Annotated in this window: 12 protein-coding genes; 9 read left to right on the forward strand and 3 right to left on the reverse strand. The window is 64.3% G+C overall.

What is annotated here, in order from left to right:
* Positions 1-19: 19 nt before the first annotated feature.
* The 5 genes from ABCV34_RS02675 to rpoD all read left to right on the forward strand — a co-directional run bounded on the left by ABCV34_RS02675 (position 20) and on the right by rpoD (position 6,499).
* On the forward strand, positions 20-1,315 hold the full coding sequence (locus ABCV34_RS02675; protein ID WP_345797715.1) for an adenylosuccinate synthase: 1,296 nt from the start codon (positions 20-22) through the stop codon (positions 1,313-1,315).
* Between the two features lie 78 nt (positions 1,316-1,393).
* Entirely contained in the window at positions 1,394-1,954 is a 561-nt protein-coding gene (locus ABCV34_RS02680) for a phosphoribosyltransferase family protein (protein ID WP_345797716.1), read from the forward strand.
* Positions 1,955-2,098: 144 nt separating this feature from the next.
* Positions 2,099-2,311, forward strand: a complete 213-nt coding sequence (rpsU, locus tag ABCV34_RS02685) for a 30S ribosomal protein S21 (RefSeq protein ID WP_345797717.1) — start codon at positions 2,099-2,101, stop codon at positions 2,309-2,311.
* A complete protein-coding gene (gene dnaG / locus ABCV34_RS02690) occupies positions 2,312-4,204 on the forward strand; it encodes a DNA primase (protein ID WP_345797718.1) in 1,893 nt (630 codons plus the stop codon).
* Positions 4,205-4,318: 114 nt separating this feature from the next.
* Complete coding sequence (gene rpoD, locus ABCV34_RS02695) at positions 4,319-6,499, forward strand: RNA polymerase sigma factor RpoD (RefSeq protein WP_345797719.1); 2,181 nt, start codon at positions 4,319-4,321, stop codon at positions 6,497-6,499.
* A 123-nt stretch (positions 6,500-6,622) separates the two neighbouring features.
* On the opposite strand, the gene ABCV34_RS02700 is transcribed toward rpoD, so the two are convergent.
* Complete coding sequence (locus ABCV34_RS02700) at positions 6,623-8,452, reverse strand: sigma-54-dependent Fis family transcriptional regulator (protein ID WP_345797720.1); 1,830 nt, start codon at positions 8,450-8,452, stop codon at positions 6,623-6,625.
* A 303-nt stretch (positions 8,453-8,755) separates the two neighbouring features.
* On the opposite strand from ABCV34_RS02700, the gene ABCV34_RS02705 reads away from it, so the two are divergent.
* Both ABCV34_RS02705 and adhP read left to right on the forward strand, forming a co-directional pair.
* Positions 8,756-10,282, forward strand: coding sequence for an aldehyde dehydrogenase family protein (locus ABCV34_RS02705; RefSeq protein ID WP_345797721.1), 1,527 nt, complete (start codon positions 8,756-8,758; stop codon positions 10,280-10,282).
* 23 nt (positions 10,283-10,305) lie between these two features.
* Positions 10,306-11,334, forward strand: coding sequence for an alcohol dehydrogenase AdhP (gene adhP / locus ABCV34_RS02710; protein WP_345797722.1), 1,029 nt, complete (start codon positions 10,306-10,308; stop codon positions 11,332-11,334).
* Positions 11,335-11,427: 93 nt separating this feature from the next.
* On the opposite strand, the gene ABCV34_RS02715 is transcribed toward adhP, so the two are convergent.
* Positions 11,428-12,789 (reverse strand): dicarboxylate/amino acid:cation symporter, encoded by a 1,362-nt coding sequence (locus ABCV34_RS02715; protein WP_345797723.1) that lies wholly within the window; start codon positions 12,787-12,789, stop codon positions 11,428-11,430.
* Positions 12,790-13,066: 277 nt separating this feature from the next.
* Between ABCV34_RS02715 and ABCV34_RS02720 the strand changes: the two genes are divergently transcribed.
* Both ABCV34_RS02720 and ABCV34_RS02725 read left to right on the forward strand, forming a co-directional pair.
* Positions 13,067-14,950, forward strand: a complete 1,884-nt coding sequence (locus ABCV34_RS02720) for an ATP-binding protein (protein WP_345797724.1) — start codon at positions 13,067-13,069, stop codon at positions 14,948-14,950.
* Positions 14,947-16,344: a sigma-54 dependent transcriptional regulator gene (locus ABCV34_RS02725; RefSeq protein ID WP_345797725.1), complete on the forward strand. Its 1,398-nt coding sequence runs from the start codon at positions 14,947-14,949 to the stop codon at positions 16,342-16,344. The genes ABCV34_RS02720 and ABCV34_RS02725 overlap by 4 nt, the downstream gene beginning before the upstream one ends.
* Here ABCV34_RS02725 and ABCV34_RS02730 read toward each other — a convergent pair.
* Positions 16,320-17,243 carry a helix-turn-helix domain-containing protein gene (locus tag ABCV34_RS02730; protein WP_345797726.1) on the reverse strand — a complete coding sequence of 308 codons (924 nt, stop codon included), beginning with the start codon at positions 17,241-17,243 and terminating at the stop codon, positions 16,320-16,322. The two genes, ABCV34_RS02725 and ABCV34_RS02730, sit on opposite strands and share 25 nt — an antisense overlap.
* Positions 17,244-17,333 lie beyond the last annotated feature (90 nt).

Here is a 17,333-nt window from a genome sequence, read left to right on the forward strand (position 1 = left end):
GCCGCCGCATGCAAGGCTTATGAGCAAGAACATCGTCGTGATCGGCACCCAGTGGGGTGACGAAGGCAAGGGCAAAATCGTGGATTGGCTCGCCGAGTCCGCCCAGGGCGTGGTGCGCTTCCAGGGTGGGCACAATGCGGGCCACACACTGTGGATCAATGGCCGCAAGACCATCCTGCGGCTGATTCCCTCGGGGATCATGCATCCGCACGTGACCTGCTATATCGGCAACGGCGTGGTGATCTCGCCAGAGGCGTTGCTCGGCGAAATCGCCGAACTCGAAGCGGCCGGGCTGGACGTGCGTTCGCGCCTGCAGATTTCGTCGGCCTGCCCGCTGATCCTGCCCTACCACATTGCCCTGGATCAGGCGCGCGAGGCGCGCAAGGGCGAGGGCAAGATCGGCACCACGGGCCGCGGCATCGGCCCGGCCTACGAGGACAAAGTCGCCCGCCGCGCACTGCGCATCCAGGATCTTTACGATCCCGCCGTCTTCGACGAAAAACTCGCCGAAGTGCTCGATTACCACAACTTCGTGCTGACCCAGTACCTGGGGGCGAAGGCCGTGGATGCGAATCAGGTGCGCGATCAGGTCATGGCGCTGGCGCCGCAAATCGAGCCCATGGTGGCCGATGTGTCCAGCAACATCCATATCGCCCGCAAAGCCGGCCACAACCTGCTGTTCGAGGGTGCGCAGGGTACCTTGCTGGATATCGATCATGGCACGTATCCGTTCGTGACCAGCAGCAATTGTGTCGCCGGTGCGGCTGCGGCCGGCACGGGCGTGGGCCCCCAGGCGCTGGATTATGTGCTGGGTATCGCGAAGGCCTACACCACGCGGGTAGGGTCCGGGCCGTTCCCCACAGAACTGCTCGATGACACCGGTCTGCGCCTGGCCACGGTCGGCAAGGAATTCGGTTCCGTCACGGGTCGTCCGCGCCGCTGCGGATGGTTCGATGGCGCGGCCATGAAGCGCTCGGTCATGATCAATGGCCTGACGGGGCTGTGCATCACCAAGCTCGACGTTCTCGACGGAGTCGAGCAGATCAAGATCGGCGTGGGTTATCGCTACAAGGGTCAGTTCCTGGATGTGCTGCCCTATGGTGCGCACGCCGCCGCCGAAGCCGAGCCCGTGCTCGAGGAAATGGCCGGCTGGTCCGAATCCACGGTGGGCATCACCGAATACGACAAGCTGCCGATCAACGCACGGCGCTATCTGGAACGCATCGCCGAGGTCTGCGACGTGCCGATCGATATGGTCTCGACCGGTCCCGACCGACTGGAGACCATCGTGCTGCGTCACCCATTCCAGGGCTGATCCGGTCTGGCACCGAAAACCGCAAGTCGCCTTGCGGTTTTTTGATTTCAATTCATTCGAAGACGACAGGAACACGACATGAGCATCCCGCAGAGCACCGACCGCGATCTCTGGGTGAGCTGGGAACAGTACCACGCGCTGATCGAGCATCTGGCGCTGCAGGTGCACGAATCCGGGTGGGCCTTCGACAAGATCCTTTGTCTGGCGCGCGGTGGCGTGCGTGTGGGCGACGTGCTGTCGCGCATTTTCGACGTGCCGCTCGGAATCCTGGCCACCAGCAGCTACCGCGAGGCCGCCGGCACCGTGCAGGGGCAGATGGACATCGCCCAGTTCATCACCATCACACGCGGCACACTCGACGGCCGGGTGCTGCTGGTCGATGACATGGTCGACACCGGGCTGACCTTCACCCGCGTGCGGGACCATCTGGTGCGGCAGTTTCCGGATATTTCCGAATTGCGTACCGCCGTCCTATGGTGGAAGGGTCATGCCCAGGTCTGCCCCGACTATTACGCCCAGCAGCTGCCCACCAACCCCTGGATCCACCAGCCCTTCGAGGACTATGACAGCCTGCGTCCGCATCAGCTGGAATCCTGGATCCGCAAGGGCGTTCGTACCGCATATCCAGACTCGAAGTGATGGTTTAGTGCCCTGATTCGTGATAGAATCATCTGCTGTCCATCAGGATATTCTTTAACCCAACCGTGGGTGCACCGGCCAAGTGTGCCGATCAGAAGCGTTTTCGCCGACACCCATGATTTTTACAGGCTTTCAAGGATTTACATGACGATTGTCCGCCTCAAAGAAAACGAGCCCTTCGAGGCCGCCCTGCGGCGCTTCAAGCGCACCATCGAAAAGACCGGGCTTCTGACTGAACTGCGCTCGCGCGAATTCTACGAAAAGCCCACCGCGGAACGTAAGCGCAAGCGTGCTGCCGCCGTGAAGCGCCACTACAAGCGCATCCGCAGCCAGCAACTGCCGCCGCGACTCTATTGATTGATTCCTGAATCCTTCATCCAGGAACTGCTTGCGCGCGTCGATATCGTCGACGTAGTCGGTCGGTATGTTCAGCTGCGCAAAGGGGGCGCAAACCTGCTGGGTTTGTGCCCTTTTCACACTGAAAAGACGCCGTCCTTCACGGTCAGCCCCACCAAACAGTTCTATCATTGCTTCGGCTGTGGTGCCCATGGCAGCGCGATCCACTTCCTGACCGAGCATACCGGCGCCCCGTTTCCCGAGGCGGTGCGCTCGTTGGCCGCCAGCGTCGGCATGACCGTCCCCGAAGAGCCGCGCAGCCCGCGTCAGCGGGCCGCCGAGCGCGAGCGCCGCGAAGAGGGCTCCCGTCAGCGGGACATTCTGCGGCAGGCCCAAGCCCATTACCGTGCGGCGCTCAAGCAAGCGCCGCAGGCCATCGCCTACCTGAAAAAACGCGGCCTGAGTGGCGAGATCGCTGCGCGCTATGGGCTGGGCTGGGCTGGCGCGGATCGCCGGGGCCTGGCGAGTGTGTTCGAACACTACGAGGATCCCTCGCTCATCGAGTCCGGGCTTGTCGTCGAATCCGAGGACGGGCGGCGGCACGACCGCTTTCGCGGCCGGGTCATGTTTCCGATTCACGACGGCCGCGGTCAACTGATCGGTTTTGGCGGGCGGCTGATCGAGCCCGGTGAGCCCAAATACCTGAATTCGCCGGAAACCAGCCTCTTTTCCAAGGGCAATGAGCTCTACGGGCTGCACGAGGCGCGGGCGGGCATCCGGGCCGAAGGCTGCGTCCTGGTGGTCGAAGGCTATATGGATGTGGTGGCGCTGGCGCAGTTCGGGCTGGGCAATGCCGTGGCGACGCTGGGCACTTCGACGACCGCCACGCACATCCAGAAACTGTGCCGGGCCAGCGACCGGATCATCTTCAGTTTCGATGGGGATGGCGCGGGGCGCAAGGCCGCCTGGCGCGCCCTGCAGGCTTGCCTGCCCTGGGTGGCCGAGGACGTGTCCATGCGCTTCCTGTTTCTGCCCGAAGGGCAGGATCCGGATTCCTATGTGCGGGCCTACGGCGTCCAGGCTCTGCGTGCGTATCTGGACGAGGCCTTGCCCCTGTCGCGTTTCCTGCTCGAAGAACTGGGCACGCGCCACGATCTGCGCGAGGCGGAAGGCCGGGCTGCGTGCGTGCACGAAGCCCGGCCGCTGTTTGCACAGATGCCCGACGGTGGATTTCGCCTGCAGGTCGAGCGGGAATTTGCGCAGCAGGTGAGGTTGACGCCCGATGAACTCAGCCGGATGTTGAGTGCGGGCCCGGTTGTGGCGCCGTCGGGGACGCCGGGGACGCAGCCTCCGGGCGCATCCGTCGGCTCGAAGCCCAGGGCACCCGCATCCGACGAGCCGCCCTGGCTGGCCGATGGGTCGGGACACGCGCCAAGCGAAGCCAGCACCGTTTCCCCGAGCGGCTCGCGGCGCGGACGGCGCGGTGGGGCACGCACGGTCACCCCGCTGGCACGACGGCTGTTGCGTTTGCTGCTGGCACATCCGGCGCTGGTTGACGGCCTGGGCGATCAGCAGCTTGAATTATTGGCGCATCATCCCCATCTGATCTTGGTCAGGGAACTGATTGGACTGGCCTGCGCCTGCGGTGGCCGGCACGCCGGTGCGCTGCTCGAGGCGGCGGAACCCGGTTCGGACCTGGCCCAGGCGATCCGTGATCTCTCGACCGAGGTCATGATGCAGGAATTGCCGGATCCCGAAGCCGAGTGGCGGGATGCCTTGCGACATATCGAACTGCAGGCGGTGCAGGAACAGTGCGATCGACTGATCGACGCGGGAATCGACAGCGAGACCCAGCGCCGCCGGTATCAGGACTTGAGCCGGCAGCTGGCCCGGCTGAAGGCCGGGGCAGGATGAATCTTCCTGTCAGGTGAAGTAAACTATATGGTTTTCAATAAGTTGAACGTATCGGCTGAACGGCGGCGGGACGGGCAACGGAACGGACAACGGAACGGAAACGGAACTGAGCACATGACCCAAGGAACTGGCAAGACATCTGCCGTAGCCAAGAAAACGGCTGCCAAAAAAACCAAGGCTCAGAGCGCCGAGCTCGAATCCGTGGTCAAGGCCGGCAGTGTGACGGCAGCCGCTGAGTCCATAGCGGCGACAACGGTCAAGAAAGTGGCCAAGAAGGCGGGTGAAGCGCGCGCGCCCAAGGTCGCCGGGGGGCGCAAACCCGGGCGGCCGGCCAAGAACGCCAACAACGACGGCGCGGATTTCGTCGATGACGACAGCGACGGCGGCGAGGTCATCCCCGATCTGAAGCCGTTGCCCAAGCGCGGTGGCAAGCGCGCCAAGGGCGAGAAGGAAAGTCCGTCGCGTAGCCAGATGACCCCCGAGGAACAGGAAGCCCGGCGCAACCGCCTGAAAATCCTGATTAAGCTCGGCAAGGATCGCGGCTACCTGACCTATGGCGAAATCAACGACCATCTGCCGGACGATCTGGTGGACGCCGAAGCCATCGACGGCATCATCAGCACCTTCAGCGATATGGGCATCTCGGTCTACGACCAGGCGCCCGATGCCGAAACGCTGTTGATGAGCGACAACGTGCCCACGGCCGCCAGCGACGACGACGTCGAGGACGAGGCCGAGGCTGCGCTGACCACGGTCGATTCCGATTTTGGCCGCACCACCGATCCGGTGCGCATGTACATGCGTGAAATGGGCACGGTGGAACTGCTGACTCGCGAAGGCGAGATCGAGATCGCCAAGCGGATCGAGGACGGCCTGAAGCATATGGTCATGGCCATTGCCGCCTGCCCGACCACAGTCAACGAGATCCTGGAGCACATCCGTCGCGTACGCGACGGGTCGGCGCAGATTGACGAAGTGGTCGATGGTCTGATCGACGACGAAGGCGAGGAATACGCCGGCTCCGGGGTGTCCTCGGATGATGACGACGGTCCGGCTGGCGGCATGAGCAGCAAGCAGCTCGAATACCTGCGCACCAAGGCCCTGAAGAAATTCGACCTCGTCGAGTCCTGGTTCGACAAGATGCGGGTGGCCTTCGAGACCGACGGCTACAAGTCGCCCGCCTACACCGAGGCGCGAGAAGCCATCCACTCCGAATTGATGGGCGTGCGCTTCACCGCCAAGATGGTCGAGCGGTTGGCCGACGCCTTGCGTGCCCAGGTGGCCGAAGTCCGCACCCACGAGCGCGCCGCGATGGCGATCTGCGTCAATCGCGCGGGCATGCCGCGCGCGCACTTCATCAAGGCCTTCCCGGGCAATGAAACGGATCTGGACTGGGTCGCGCACGAAGTCGCGGCCGGTTACGCGTATTCGGAAACCCTGTCGCGCCACGAACCGGCCATCCAGGAAGTGCAGCAGAAGCTCATCGAGCTGCAGCGCAGTGTGGTGTTGCCCCTGAAGGACCTGAAAGACGTCAACAAGCGCATGGCCACGGGCGAAGCCAAGGCCCGCAAGGCCAAGCGCGAGATGACCGAGGCCAATCTGCGGCTGGTGATTTCCATCGCGAAAAAGTACACCAATCGCGGCCTGCAGTTCCTGGATCTGATCCAGGAAGGCAACATCGGCCTGATGAAGGCCGTGGACAAATTCGAATATCGTCGCGGGTATAAATTCTCGACCTACGCGACCTGGTGGATCCGCCAAGCCATCACCCGTTCGATTGCCGATCAGGCGCGCACCATCCGCATTCCGGTGCACATGATCGAGACGATCAACAAGATGAACCGGATCAACCGCCAGATCCTGCAGGAAACGGGTTCCGAGCCGGATCCCGCCACCTTGGCGCAAAAGATGGACATGCCCGAGGACAAGGTCCGCAAGATCCTCAAGATCGCCAAGGAACCGATCTCGATGGAAACGCCCATCGGCGACGATGACGATTCCCACCTGGGTGATTTCATCGAGGACAATGCCACGGTTTCACCGTCGGATTCCGCACTGCACGGGTCCATGCGCGATGTGGTCAAGGAAGTCCTGGATTCGCTCACCCCGCGCGAAGCCAAGGTCCTGCGCATGCGGTTCGGTATCGAGATGAGCACCGACCAGACGCTGGAAGAAGTCGGCAAGCAGTTCGACGTCACGCGCGAGCGCATTCGCCAGATCGAGGCCAAGGCGCTGCGCAAGCTGCGCCATCCCAGCCGCGCCGACAAGCTCAAGAGCTTTCTGGAAGGCCAGTGATCCTGGTGTGATGCAGGGACGGGCCGCCTTCGGGCGGCCTGTCCATTTCCGTGACGTCTACGGGCCTGGATGATCGCCCTGGGTTCACGCGGCCCATCGTCTGCCGTGCGCTTCGTGCACGCGTCAGCCGTTCAGTTTCCGGTGCAACGTACTGCGGTGAATGCCAAGGCGGCGGGCCGCCCGGCTGACGTTGCCTTGGCAGGCCAGCAATGCCTGCTCGATGGCCTGGCGCTCCAGTGTGCGCAGGCTGGCGGCGCGATCACCGGCCGCTGCCGCCGGCGCAGCCACGATGTCGAGGCCTGCTTGCGCCGGGACGGGCACGGCGGGATCCGCCCGCGCCGTTCCCGGGAGCAGCCCGTCGGCTGCGACGGGTTCCCGATCCGGATGCTGGCAGCGCAACCGCCTCAGGACGCTGAGCAGCTCGCGGTAGTTGCCGGGCCAGGTATATCCGGCCAGCGTGGCGATCGCGTCCGCGGACAGGCATCCCCCGAGTTCCCGGTAGGCATCCCGGATGAACGTCGCCAGATCAGGCCGGTTGCGCAGGGGCGGCAGGGCAAGCGGCATGTCCTGCAGCCGGTAGTACAGATCGGCGCGGAACCGCCCCTGGGCCACCAGCGATTCGAGATTCTGGTGGCTGGCGCTGATCAGGCCGAATTCCAGGGGGATTCGCTTGTCCGATCCCAGGGGTTGGACCTCGCGTTCCTGCAGGACTCGCAGCAGCCGGGTTTGCAGTGTCAGGGGCATGTCGCCGATCTCGTCCAGGAACAGGACGCCGCGGTGCGCCTGGCGCAGCAGGCCGCGCGCCCCTTCGCGTCGCGCGCCGGTGAAGGCGCCGGGTTCGTAGCCGAACAGTTCGGATTCGATCAGGTGCTCGGGCAGCGCGGCGCAATTGATGGCCACGAAGGGCCCGGCGCGCCAGGCGCCGCCGGCATGGATATGGTGCGCCAGGACTTCCTTGCCGGTGCCGGTTTCGCCCTGCAGCAGTACGGCCAGGCCCGCGTCCAGCGCGCGGATGGCTTGGTCCAGCAGAGGGATGCTGACCGTGTCGGGGTCGGGCAGGACGCGGAGGGCCGCCGGCGGCGGGACTGCGGGAACCGGTGCCTGCCGTGGCGACACGCGCGGAGGATGCGCCAGGCGGCCCGTCATGGGGCGACCGTCGTGGCGGCGCAGAGGCGCGTCGCGGGTGTGCAGCGGTCCGTCTATCCATTGCGCGCAGGGTGTGCCGATGAGGCGCCAGTCGGTGTCCAGTGCCTGCAGGGCGGCATCGTTGGCCCCGGCAATGCGGGCGTCGTCGTCCAGCAGCAGGATGGCGTGGCTGGAGTCGTCGTCCGGCCCCTGGCCCAGACGGAAATCGAGCCGGCGCAGGGGGCTCTCGTCCAGGATCCGATCAGCGATGCCCCGCGCCATGCGCTGAACCAGGGTCAGCGAGTGGCCCCGCATGTCGTCGGCCGGGCCGGACAGGTCCAGGATACCCAGGATTTCGCCCGTAGGCGAGAAGATGGGCGCGGCGTGGCAGCTCAGGATGCTGTTGCAGGCCAGGAAGTGTTCCGCGCCATGGACGCGCACAGCGCGGCCGTCGTGCAGGGCGGTGCCGATGGCGTTGGTGCCCCGCTGAGGTTCGGCCCAGCTGACGCCGGGTTGCAGCGCGACACGGTGCGCCTTGTCCAGAAAGCTACGATTGCCGTATTCCCGGAGGATGAGACCGCTGGAGTCGGCCAGCACGACGACACCGCGGGTCGAATCGGCCAGAGCACCCAGTGCGCAGAGACTGGGCTCGGCCCATTGCAGCAGGATCCGGTGCGTTTCGAGCCGGATGTTCAGGTCGGCGCGCGGCAGCGGGTTCGGATCGGCCAGCAGGACGGGATCCAGGCTGGCGCAGCGCGCCCAGGACTGATGGATGCGGGGGGCGGCCCGTGTTCCGGGGGCCAGGGCCAGTGGCGGTGGGTTCTGCATGGGGTGTCTCCGTCCGGAAACGCGACCCTGGTGGCGCACGGTGCGCCAGGGGTGTCGCAAGATGCCGTATCGACTGTCGCAAAATGCGACAAATCCCTGTTTTTAAAGCAGCTTTCAGGCAGTATGCCATCGATGCGGCGCCTTTGAAAACCACCCTGATGGCCTAGTGTGTTGTCTGGTTAGTTCGGTCACCAGGGCACTAGGTTGGCACGATGCTTGCTTTGAATGACACATCACGACGCATCGTGACGGCGTGTCAGAGCCCGGCATCGGCCGGGCACCGCCCCATCCAAGGAGACAGACATGGATATGACCGACCTGAAGCATTTTGGCATCGACATCGGCTTTCCCTACAAGAAACACTACGAAAATTACATCGGCGGACGCTGGGTCGCGCCGGTTGCCGGCAACTATTTCGATAATCTGTCGCCGATCACCGGGCAGGTGTTCTGCGAGGTGCCCCGTTCCGATGCAGCGGATGTGGAGGCAGCGCTGGATGCCGCGCATGCCGCGCGCAAGGCCTGGGGCGAGATGGCGGTGGCCGAGCGGGCCGGCATCCTGCTGCGGATGGCCGACCGCATGGAGCAGAACCTGCGCCTGCTGGCGGTGGCTGAAACTATCGATAACGGCAAGCCTCTGCGCGAAACGATGGCGGCCGATCTGCCGCTGGCCATCGACCATCTACGCTATTTCGCCGGCTGCATCCGTGCCCAGGAGGGCGGCATCTCGGAAATCGACAAGACCACCGTGGCCTATCATTTCCACGAGCCCATGGGTGTCGTGGGGCAGATCATCCCCTGGAATTTTCCCTTGCTGATGGCGGCCTGGAAGCTTGGCCCGGCGCTGGCGGCGGGCAATTGCGTGGTACTCAAGCCAGCCGAGCAGACGCCCGCATCGATCCTGGTGCTGATGGAACTGATCGGCGACCTGCTGCCGCCGGGTGTGCTGAACATCGTCAACGGCTTTGGCAAGGAGGCCGGCGCGGCGCTGGCCTCCAGCAAGCGGATCGCCAAGATCGCCTTCACCGGATCGACGCCGACCGGCAAGCACATCCTGCACGCGGCCGCCGATAGCCTGATTCCCAGCACGGTCGAACTGGGCGGCAAGAGCCCGAACATTTTCTTCGCCAACGTCATGGATCAGGACGATGCCTTCTTCGACAAGACGCTGGAGGGCCTGAGCATGTTCGCCCTGAACCAGGGCGAAGTCTGCACCTGCCCCTCGCGCATCCTGGTGCAGGAATCCATCTACGAACGCTTCATCGAACGCGCCGTCCGGCGGGTGGAAGCCATGAAGACCGGCCATCCGCTGGATGCGGCGACCATGCTGGGGGCGCAGGTGTCGAAAGCGCAGATGGACAAGATCCTGGGCTACATCGACATCGGCCGGGAAGAGGGGGCCCGTTGTTTGACCGGTGGCGCGCGCAATGTGCCGGCCGCGGGCCTGGACCAGGGGTATTACGTCAAGCCGACGCTGCTGTTCGGAGACAACAGCATGCGGGTGTTCCAGGAAGAGATCTTCGGTCCCGTGGCCTCGGTCTCGACCTTCAGAGATGAGGATGAGGCAGTGGCCATCGCCAATGATACGGACTACGGGCTGGGCGCCGGCGTCTGGACCCGCGATGGGTCGCAAGCCTATCGGGTCGGACGTCAGATTCAGGCAGGCCGGGTCTGGACCAACTGCTATCACCTGTATCCAGCTCATGCGGCATTCGGTGGCTATAAGCAGTCCGGCATCGGACGTGAAACGCACAAGATGGCGCTCAACGCCTACCAGCAGACCAAGTGCCTGTTGGTCAGTTACAGCCCGGATGCCCTGGGATTCTTCTGATCCATAAAAAAGGAGGAGAACTGATGGAAACCACTATGAAAGCCGCCGTCGTGCGTGAGTTCGGCAGGCCGCTGACGATTGAGGAGGTTGTCGTGCCCAGGCCGGGTCCTGGACAAATCCTGGTGCAAATCGAAGCTTCAGGGGTCTGTCACACGGATCTGCATGCCGCTCACGGCGATTGGCCGGTCAAACCCAAGCCCCCCTTTATCCCGGGCCATGAAGGTGTGGGGTATGTAGTCGGCCTGGGCGCCGGTGTGCGCCATGTGAAGGAGGGGGACCGCGTCGGCGTCCCCTGGCTGTATTCGGCGTGTGGGCATTGTGAACACTGCCTGGGAGGCTGGGAGACCCTGTGCGAGACTCAGCAAAATACAGGGTATTCGGTCAATGGCGGTTTTGCCCGTTATACCGTCGCCGAGGCGGATTATGTCGGACGTCTGCCTGATAATGTTGGCTTCGTCGAGATTGCTCCAGTCCTGTGTGCCGGTGTCACCGTCTACAAGGGGCTAAAAATGACCGATACTAAGCCCGGCGACTGGGTGGTGGTTTCGGGGATCGGAGGCCTGGGGCACATGGCAGTTCAGTATGCCAGAGCGATGGGGCTGAATGTCGCGGCGGTGGATATCGACGACGGCAAGCTTGCGCTGGCGCAGCGCCTCGGGGCGGAGGTGCTGGTTAATGCGAGGAAGGTCGATCCCTCTGCCTATCTCAAGCGGGAAATCGGCGGCGCCCATGGTGTCCTGGTGACCGCTGTCTCTCCGAAGGCCTTCGAGCAGGCGCTGGGTATGACGCGGCGTGGCGGCACGATTGCCCTGAACGGTCTGCCACCGGGGGATTTCCCCTTGCCGATCTTCGATATGGTACTCAATGGCATTACGGTGCGGGGCTCTATTGTGGGAACACGCCTCGATCTCCAGGAGGCGCTTGAGTTCGCTGGCGCTGGCAAGGTCGCCGCCACGGTCGCAACCGAGACACTGGAGAATATCAATGGCGTTTTCGAGCGGATGCTCGCGGGTCGGATCGACGGACGCGTAGTGCTTGACATGACGGCGTGACCTCCCGTCTGACCGCAGAACGGCGCTCACCGCTGCGGTCTGGGCGCCATCTCCGATGATGTATCGGAGATGGCGCCCAGCGTGGCGCAATGTTCAGGCCGCTGCGCGTGTGACTTCAGTTTCAGGCGCAAGATGCAGCGGAGTGAGTGCATTGGCATCCGCTGTTGCCGTGCCGCCCGCCAGTGCCAGGTCCAGCTGGTGCTTGTCCAGTTCGCCCTCCCATCGGGCGACCACGACCGATGCTGTGGCGTTGCCCACCAGGTTGGTCAGTGCGCGGCATTCCGACATGAAGCGGTCCACACCCAGGATCAGCGCCATGCCGGCCACTGGCACCGAAGGCACGACCGACAGGGTGGCTGCCAGCGTGATGAAGCCGGCGCCAGTCACGCCGGCCGCGCCCTTGGAGCTGAGCATGGCCACCAGCAGCAGCAGGATCTGGTCACCCAGGCTGAGTGGAATATCGCAGGCCTGGGCGATGAACAGGGCGGCCATGGTCATGTAGATGTTGGTGCCGTCCAGATTGAAGGAATACCCCGTGGGGATCACCAGACCGACCACGGATTTCGAACAGCCGGCGCGTTCCATTTTCTGCATCAACGTGGGCAGCGCGGCTTCCGAGGAGCTCGTGCCCAGGACCAGCAGCAGTTCCTCGCGGATGTAGCGCACCAGCTTGAGGATGGAAAATCCGTTGTAGCGGGCCACTGCGCCCAGCACCACGACGACGAACAGCACCGCGGTGGCGTAGAAGGTGCCGACCAGCATGGCCAGGTTCAGGACGGACTCGATGCCATACTTGCCGATGGTGAACGCCATGGCACCGAAGGCGCCGATGGGTGCCGCCTTCATCAGGATCTCGACGACCTTGAAGACCGGGCTGGCCAGCGCGGTGAGCAGGTCAAGCACGGGACGCGCGCGTTCGCCGATGATGGCCAGTGCGATGCCGAACAGGATTGCCACGAACAGGACTTGCAGAATGTCGCCGCTGACGAAAGGGCTGAATATCGTGGTGGGGATGATGTTCATCAGAAAGCCCGAGATCGTGGACGCATGGGCCTTGGAGACGTAGGTCGCCACGGTGCCCTTGTCCAGCGTCGCCGGGTCGATGTGCATGCCCGCGCCAGGTTGGATCAGGTGGCTGACGAGCATGCCGATGATCAGCGCCAGCGTCGAGAACGTCATGAAGTACAGCATGGCCTTGCCGGTGACGCGTCCGACCTTTTTCAGATCGCTCATGGCGGCAATGCCGGTGGTGACAGTCAAAAAGATGACTGGCGCAATGATCATCTTGACCAGCTTGATGAAGCCGTCGCCCAGCGGCTTCATCGATTCGCCCAGGGACGGCGCGTAGTGGCCGAGCAGAATCCCCACCACGATGGCGAAGATGACCTGCACATACAGGATCTGATGGAAGCGCTGCTTCTTTGCGGGCGGCGTGCCGCTTTGGATGTCGAACATGGTCTGCGTCTCCAGACGGGTGGCCGGATGCGGTGCGATGATGGCACCGGAAACAGCCTTATTGTGAAAGAAGAGGGGTCTCCTGCCGGAGACCTTCCCTGTTCCTCCAAGCAAACCGCGTGCCAGTTTTTCAGCTTTCCCTGTCTGAAATGTATCGCTTTGATTGGACAGGTGTTTTCCCAATTTTCCAATGTCTGGATTCATGCTCGGCTGGACATGGTGTGCGGATTTCCGCTCATCAAAAAGGTAAAATGTCCGGAAATTCACCCAGGCGATGATGTCCGATCCCTCTTCGAATCCTCCGCTGGCCTCCCCTGAATCCCGGTTGGCGACGCTGTCTCCCGGTTGGCGGGTCTGGCTGGCATGCGCGCTGGCGCTGGTGGTCGTGCTGGCACTGCTGTGGGGGGCTGGCCTGTGGGCCCGGGATCGGGCCATGCGCGACCTGAGGTCGCAGGCCCAGGCATCCGCGCAACTGAGCCTGACCGCACTGGATCACAAGCTCGACAAGTTTCGCGCGATCCCCCGGATCCTGGCGCAGGATACGGCCCTGATCGATATCCTGCAGGCACCGTCGCCGGCCGGGCAGGATCGTCTGAACCGACGCCTGGAGGCCCTGGCCCAAAGCCTGGGGGCTGCCATCCTCTACGTGATGCGGGCCGATGGCGGCGATACCTTGGCGGCCAGCAACTGGCAAGAGCCGGATTCCTTCGTGGGTCATGACTATCGGTTCCGCCCCTACTACCGGGATGCCATCACGTTCGGGCAGGCGTCCCATTTCGCGCTTGGCACTATCAGCCGCGAGCCGGGCCTGTACCTGGCCCGACGGGTAGACGGGCCAGGTGGCCCCCTGGGGGTCGTGGTGCTCAAGATCGGTTTCCAGGATCTGGAATCCGTCTGGACGCGCAGTGGCATGCCCCAGTTCGTGACCGATGCACAGCGAGTCGTGCTGCTGGGCTACCCGGCGGACTGGCACTATCACGTCATCCGTCCATTACCGTCGGCGCATGCCGCACGGGTACGTGAAAGCCTCCAGTTTGGCGCGGCGCCTCTGGATCCCTTGCCGATCGATCCACCGCTCGACGACGATGCGTCGCATCCGGTTGCGCTGGTCCGCCTGACGCAGGCGCAGGCGGGGTTGCGGGCGGGAGCCCTGCTGCTGCATGTCGAACAGCCTGTCCCTGGAATGCCAGGCTGGCACCTGCATCTGTTGCGGCCCGTCTCCAGCGCGCTGGATGCCGCGGCGCTGACCGCCCGGGTCATTGTGCTGCTGGTCGTACTGCTGTCGTCGTTGGCCGGCTGGGGGTTGGCGCGGCGCCATCGACGCGCCGCGCGGCTGCTGGCCGCCCGCCAGGCGTTGGAATCCGAAGTGCGGCTGCGCACGCGTGAGCTGTGGGATGCCAATGCCAGGCTGCAGGCGGAAATGGACGACCATCGTCGCACCGAGGCCCGACTGCATGAGATGCAGGATGAGCTCGTTCAGGCCAACCGTCTGTCGCTGCTGGGGCAGGTGGCGGCGGGCGTGGCGCACGAGATCAATCAGCCCGTGGGCGCCATCCGCACTTACGCCGACAATACCGGCGAGTTCCTGCGGCGCGGCCAGCTGGATCGCGTGCGCGACAATCTGGCGGCGATTGCCCGGCTGACCGAGCGCATCGGTGGCATTACCCAGGAATTGCGCGCCTTCTCCCGCAAACGAGCGGCCCGTATCGAAGCCATTGATCTGGATGCCGCGCTGGCAGGAGCATTGTTGCTGATCGGTCCGCGCCTGGACCGTCTGGGGGTCGATCTGCGGGACCTGCGTGAGCGGCCGTCCCCCCGGGTCCGGGCTGACAGCATGCGTCTGGAGCAGGTATTCGTCAATCTGCTCTACAACGCGCTAGAGGCGCTGGAAGACTGCCAGCAGCCGCAAATCGTCCTGTCGGTGAACGCCGTGGACGGTCAGGTCAGCGTGCGGATCGCTGACAATGGCCGGGGCATCGACCTCACGACGCGCGAGCGTCTGTTCACGCCTTTCTATACGACGCGGGCGCAGGGAGTGGGCCTGGGGCTGGTCATTTCACGGGATATCGTCACCGAGTTCGGTGGCACGCTGCAGGCGCTGGAAACGGACCAGGGAGCGATTTTCGAGGTATTGCTGATGTGCGAGGAGAGCCAGACGTGAGCTCGGTCGATGTGGTGTTCGTCGATGACGATGAGGATGTGCGGGATGCCAATACGCAGGCGCTGGATCTGCAGGGAGTCGTGGTGCATCCCTGCGCGGGCGCGCGCGAGGCGTTGGATTACCTGACGCCGGATTTTCCCGGCGTGCTGGTGACCGATGTGCGCATGGCCGATATGGATGGCCTCACCCTGTTTCGCCATGTGCGGCGTCTGGATGCCGACATTCCCGTCATCCTCATTACCGGGCATGGCGACATCGAGATGGCGGTTGGCGCCATGCGCGAAGGCGCTTACGATTTTCTGTCCAAGCCCTACGCCCCCGAGAGGCTGCTGGCCGCCATCCGCCATGGCGCCGCGCAGCGTCACCTGGTGCTGGAGAATCGGCGGCTTCGGGCACAGGCCGCTCAGGTGCCGGATGCGGCGTCGATGCTGATCGGCAATGCCCCGGCGATCGTGCGTATTCGGGAACTGCTGCGCCATGTGGCCGATGCCGACGTCGACGTGCTGGTCCATGGGGAAACCGGTAGCGGCAAGGAAGTCGTCGCCCAGGTCCTGCACCGGCTCAGCCGCCGGCGTGATGGGCCATTCGTGGCCATCAATTGCGGGGCCTTGCCGGAATCGGTGATCGAGAGCGAATTGTTCGGTCATGAAGCCGGCGCGTTCACGGGTGCCCAGAAGCGGCGGGTAGGCCGCATCGAGCACGCCGATGGCGGCACCCTGTTTCTCGACGAGATCGAGAGCATGTCGGCAGCCATGCAGGTGCGCATGCTGCGGGTGCTGGAAACCCGGCAGGTCATGCCCCTGGGAACCAATGAGCACCGGGCCGTCGATGTGCGCGTCGTCGCGGCTACCAAGACCGATCTGGGGGCGCCCGAGATCCGATCCCGCTTTCGCGAGGATCTGTACTACCGGCTCAATGTCGTGACCGTGGAGATCCCGCCGTTGCGGGCGCGCCGGGAAGACATTCCGGTGCTGTTCACGCATTTCGCCGCCCGGGCCGCGCAACGCTTCAACTGTCCCGTACCGCCGGTCGATCCGGTATTCTGGCGGCATCTGATGCGGCATGATTGGCCCGGCAACGTGCGCGAACTGGCTCATGCGGCCGATCGTTATGTGCTGGGGGTGCACCGGATTGCCGACGAGGGCGGCTCCCAGGCGGATGAGCCGGCTGGCAGCCTGCCCGAGCGTGTCGACCACTACGAAGCCGAACTGATCCGCGAGGCGCTGGCCGCGCATGGCGGCGAGATCAAGGCCACGCTGGCGGCGCTGGGCTTGCCGCGCAAGACCCTGTACGACAAGCTGCGACGGTATGGTATCGACCGGCAGGCCTTTGCGCGGCCGGGCTTGCCGGATGATGCGGGCGTTGGGGATCAACCGGACGAAGCCGGGGCCTGAGCGGGCTGAGCCGATGCGTCCGCCCGCCCCTGGAGACGCTGGCGGAAGTCGCGCGGGGACGCGCCGGCGACCTTGCGAAAGAACCGCGTGAAGTGCGCCGGCTCGGAAAAACCCAGCATGTCGGAGATCTCGCCGATGGTCATCGTGGTGTAGACCAGGCTGCGGCTGGCTTCCAGCGCTAGGCGTTCATGAATCAGCTGCAGGGGGGTTTTGCCCGCGTGGGTGCGTGTCAGGAGGTTCAGGTGGGTAGTGCTCAGCCCCAGTTGCCCCGCGTACCACGCGACCCCGTGGTGCCGGCCATGTGCCTGCTCCACGAGCTCGCCGAACCGGGTGTAGTGATTCAGCCCCCGGGATGCGGGGCGGCGTGTGCCGCCATCCGGCGAGCTGCTGCGCAAGCGGGCATAGAGCAGGGTCAGCCAGGCTTCGATCCGGGCCTCGCGGAATGGCTGATCGCCCGCGTGCTGGAGATTGAGCTGGGCGCAGGCCTCATGCAGGTCGGATCCCCCGTCCGCCGCTGTGAGCCGGTGCAGCACCGGGCGGCCGGGTGGGGTGGCCAGTGATCCGAGTTGCTGGGCCAGCCGCATCAGCAGGGCGTTGGTGATCGTGATGACATAGCCGGTGCAATCCGTGTCGAATTCGAAGCCGTGGATGAACGTCTGGGGCACCTCGACGGCGGTGGGCCCCTGGATGGTGTGGCGCGCCTCGTCCAGGCTCACGGTGGCCTGTCCCTGATGCAGGTACAGGATCTGGTAGAGACCCGCATGGCGATGCGGGCGGATGTGCCAATGATGCAAGCGGCTGCGGGAAGCGATGGTTTCGCAATGCAGCATTTCCGCCAGCGGCCAGTCGGCCTGCTCGCCATAGAGCTGAAAGAGTGGGGCACGCTGAAAATGGTTCATATCGGTAATTTTATGCTTCAAAAGTCCATTCCAGAATAGTCCGGAAACGGGCACCATGGACGACATGCCCGAAAACAGGACGCGCCAAGG

The sequence above is a fragment of the Castellaniella sp. MT123 genome (assembly GCF_039614765.1).
In the GTDB taxonomy this organism is placed as follows: Bacteria; Pseudomonadota; Gammaproteobacteria; order Burkholderiales; family Burkholderiaceae_B; genus Castellaniella.

Coding starts and splice junctions, on each gene's coding strand:
- ABCV34_RS02675 (WP_345797715.1), top strand. CDS start 20: ATGAGCAAGAACATCGTCGTGATCGGCACCCAGTGGGGTGACGAAGGC.
- ABCV34_RS02680 (WP_345797716.1), top strand. CDS start 1,394: ATGAGCATCCCGCAGAGCACCGACCGCGATCTCTGGGTGAGCTGGGAA.
- rpsU (WP_345797717.1), top strand. CDS start 2,099: ATGACGATTGTCCGCCTCAAAGAAAACGAGCCCTTCGAGGCCGCCCTG.
- rpoD (WP_345797719.1), top strand. CDS start 4,319: ATGACCCAAGGAACTGGCAAGACATCTGCCGTAGCCAAGAAAACGGCT.
- ABCV34_RS02700 (WP_345797720.1), bottom strand. CDS start 8,452: ATGCAGAACCCACCGCCACTGGCCCTGGCCCCCGGAACACGGGCCGCC.
- ABCV34_RS02705 (WP_345797721.1), top strand. CDS start 8,756: ATGGATATGACCGACCTGAAGCATTTTGGCATCGACATCGGCTTTCCC.
- adhP (WP_345797722.1), top strand. CDS start 10,306: ATGGAAACCACTATGAAAGCCGCCGTCGTGCGTGAGTTCGGCAGGCCG.
- ABCV34_RS02715 (WP_345797723.1), bottom strand. CDS start 12,789: ATGTTCGACATCCAAAGCGGCACGCCGCCCGCAAAGAAGCAGCGCTTC.
- ABCV34_RS02720 (WP_345797724.1), top strand. CDS start 13,067: ATGTCCGATCCCTCTTCGAATCCTCCGCTGGCCTCCCCTGAATCCCGG.
- ABCV34_RS02730 (WP_345797726.1), bottom strand. CDS start 17,243: ATGAACCATTTTCAGCGTGCCCCACTCTTTCAGCTCTATGGCGAGCAG.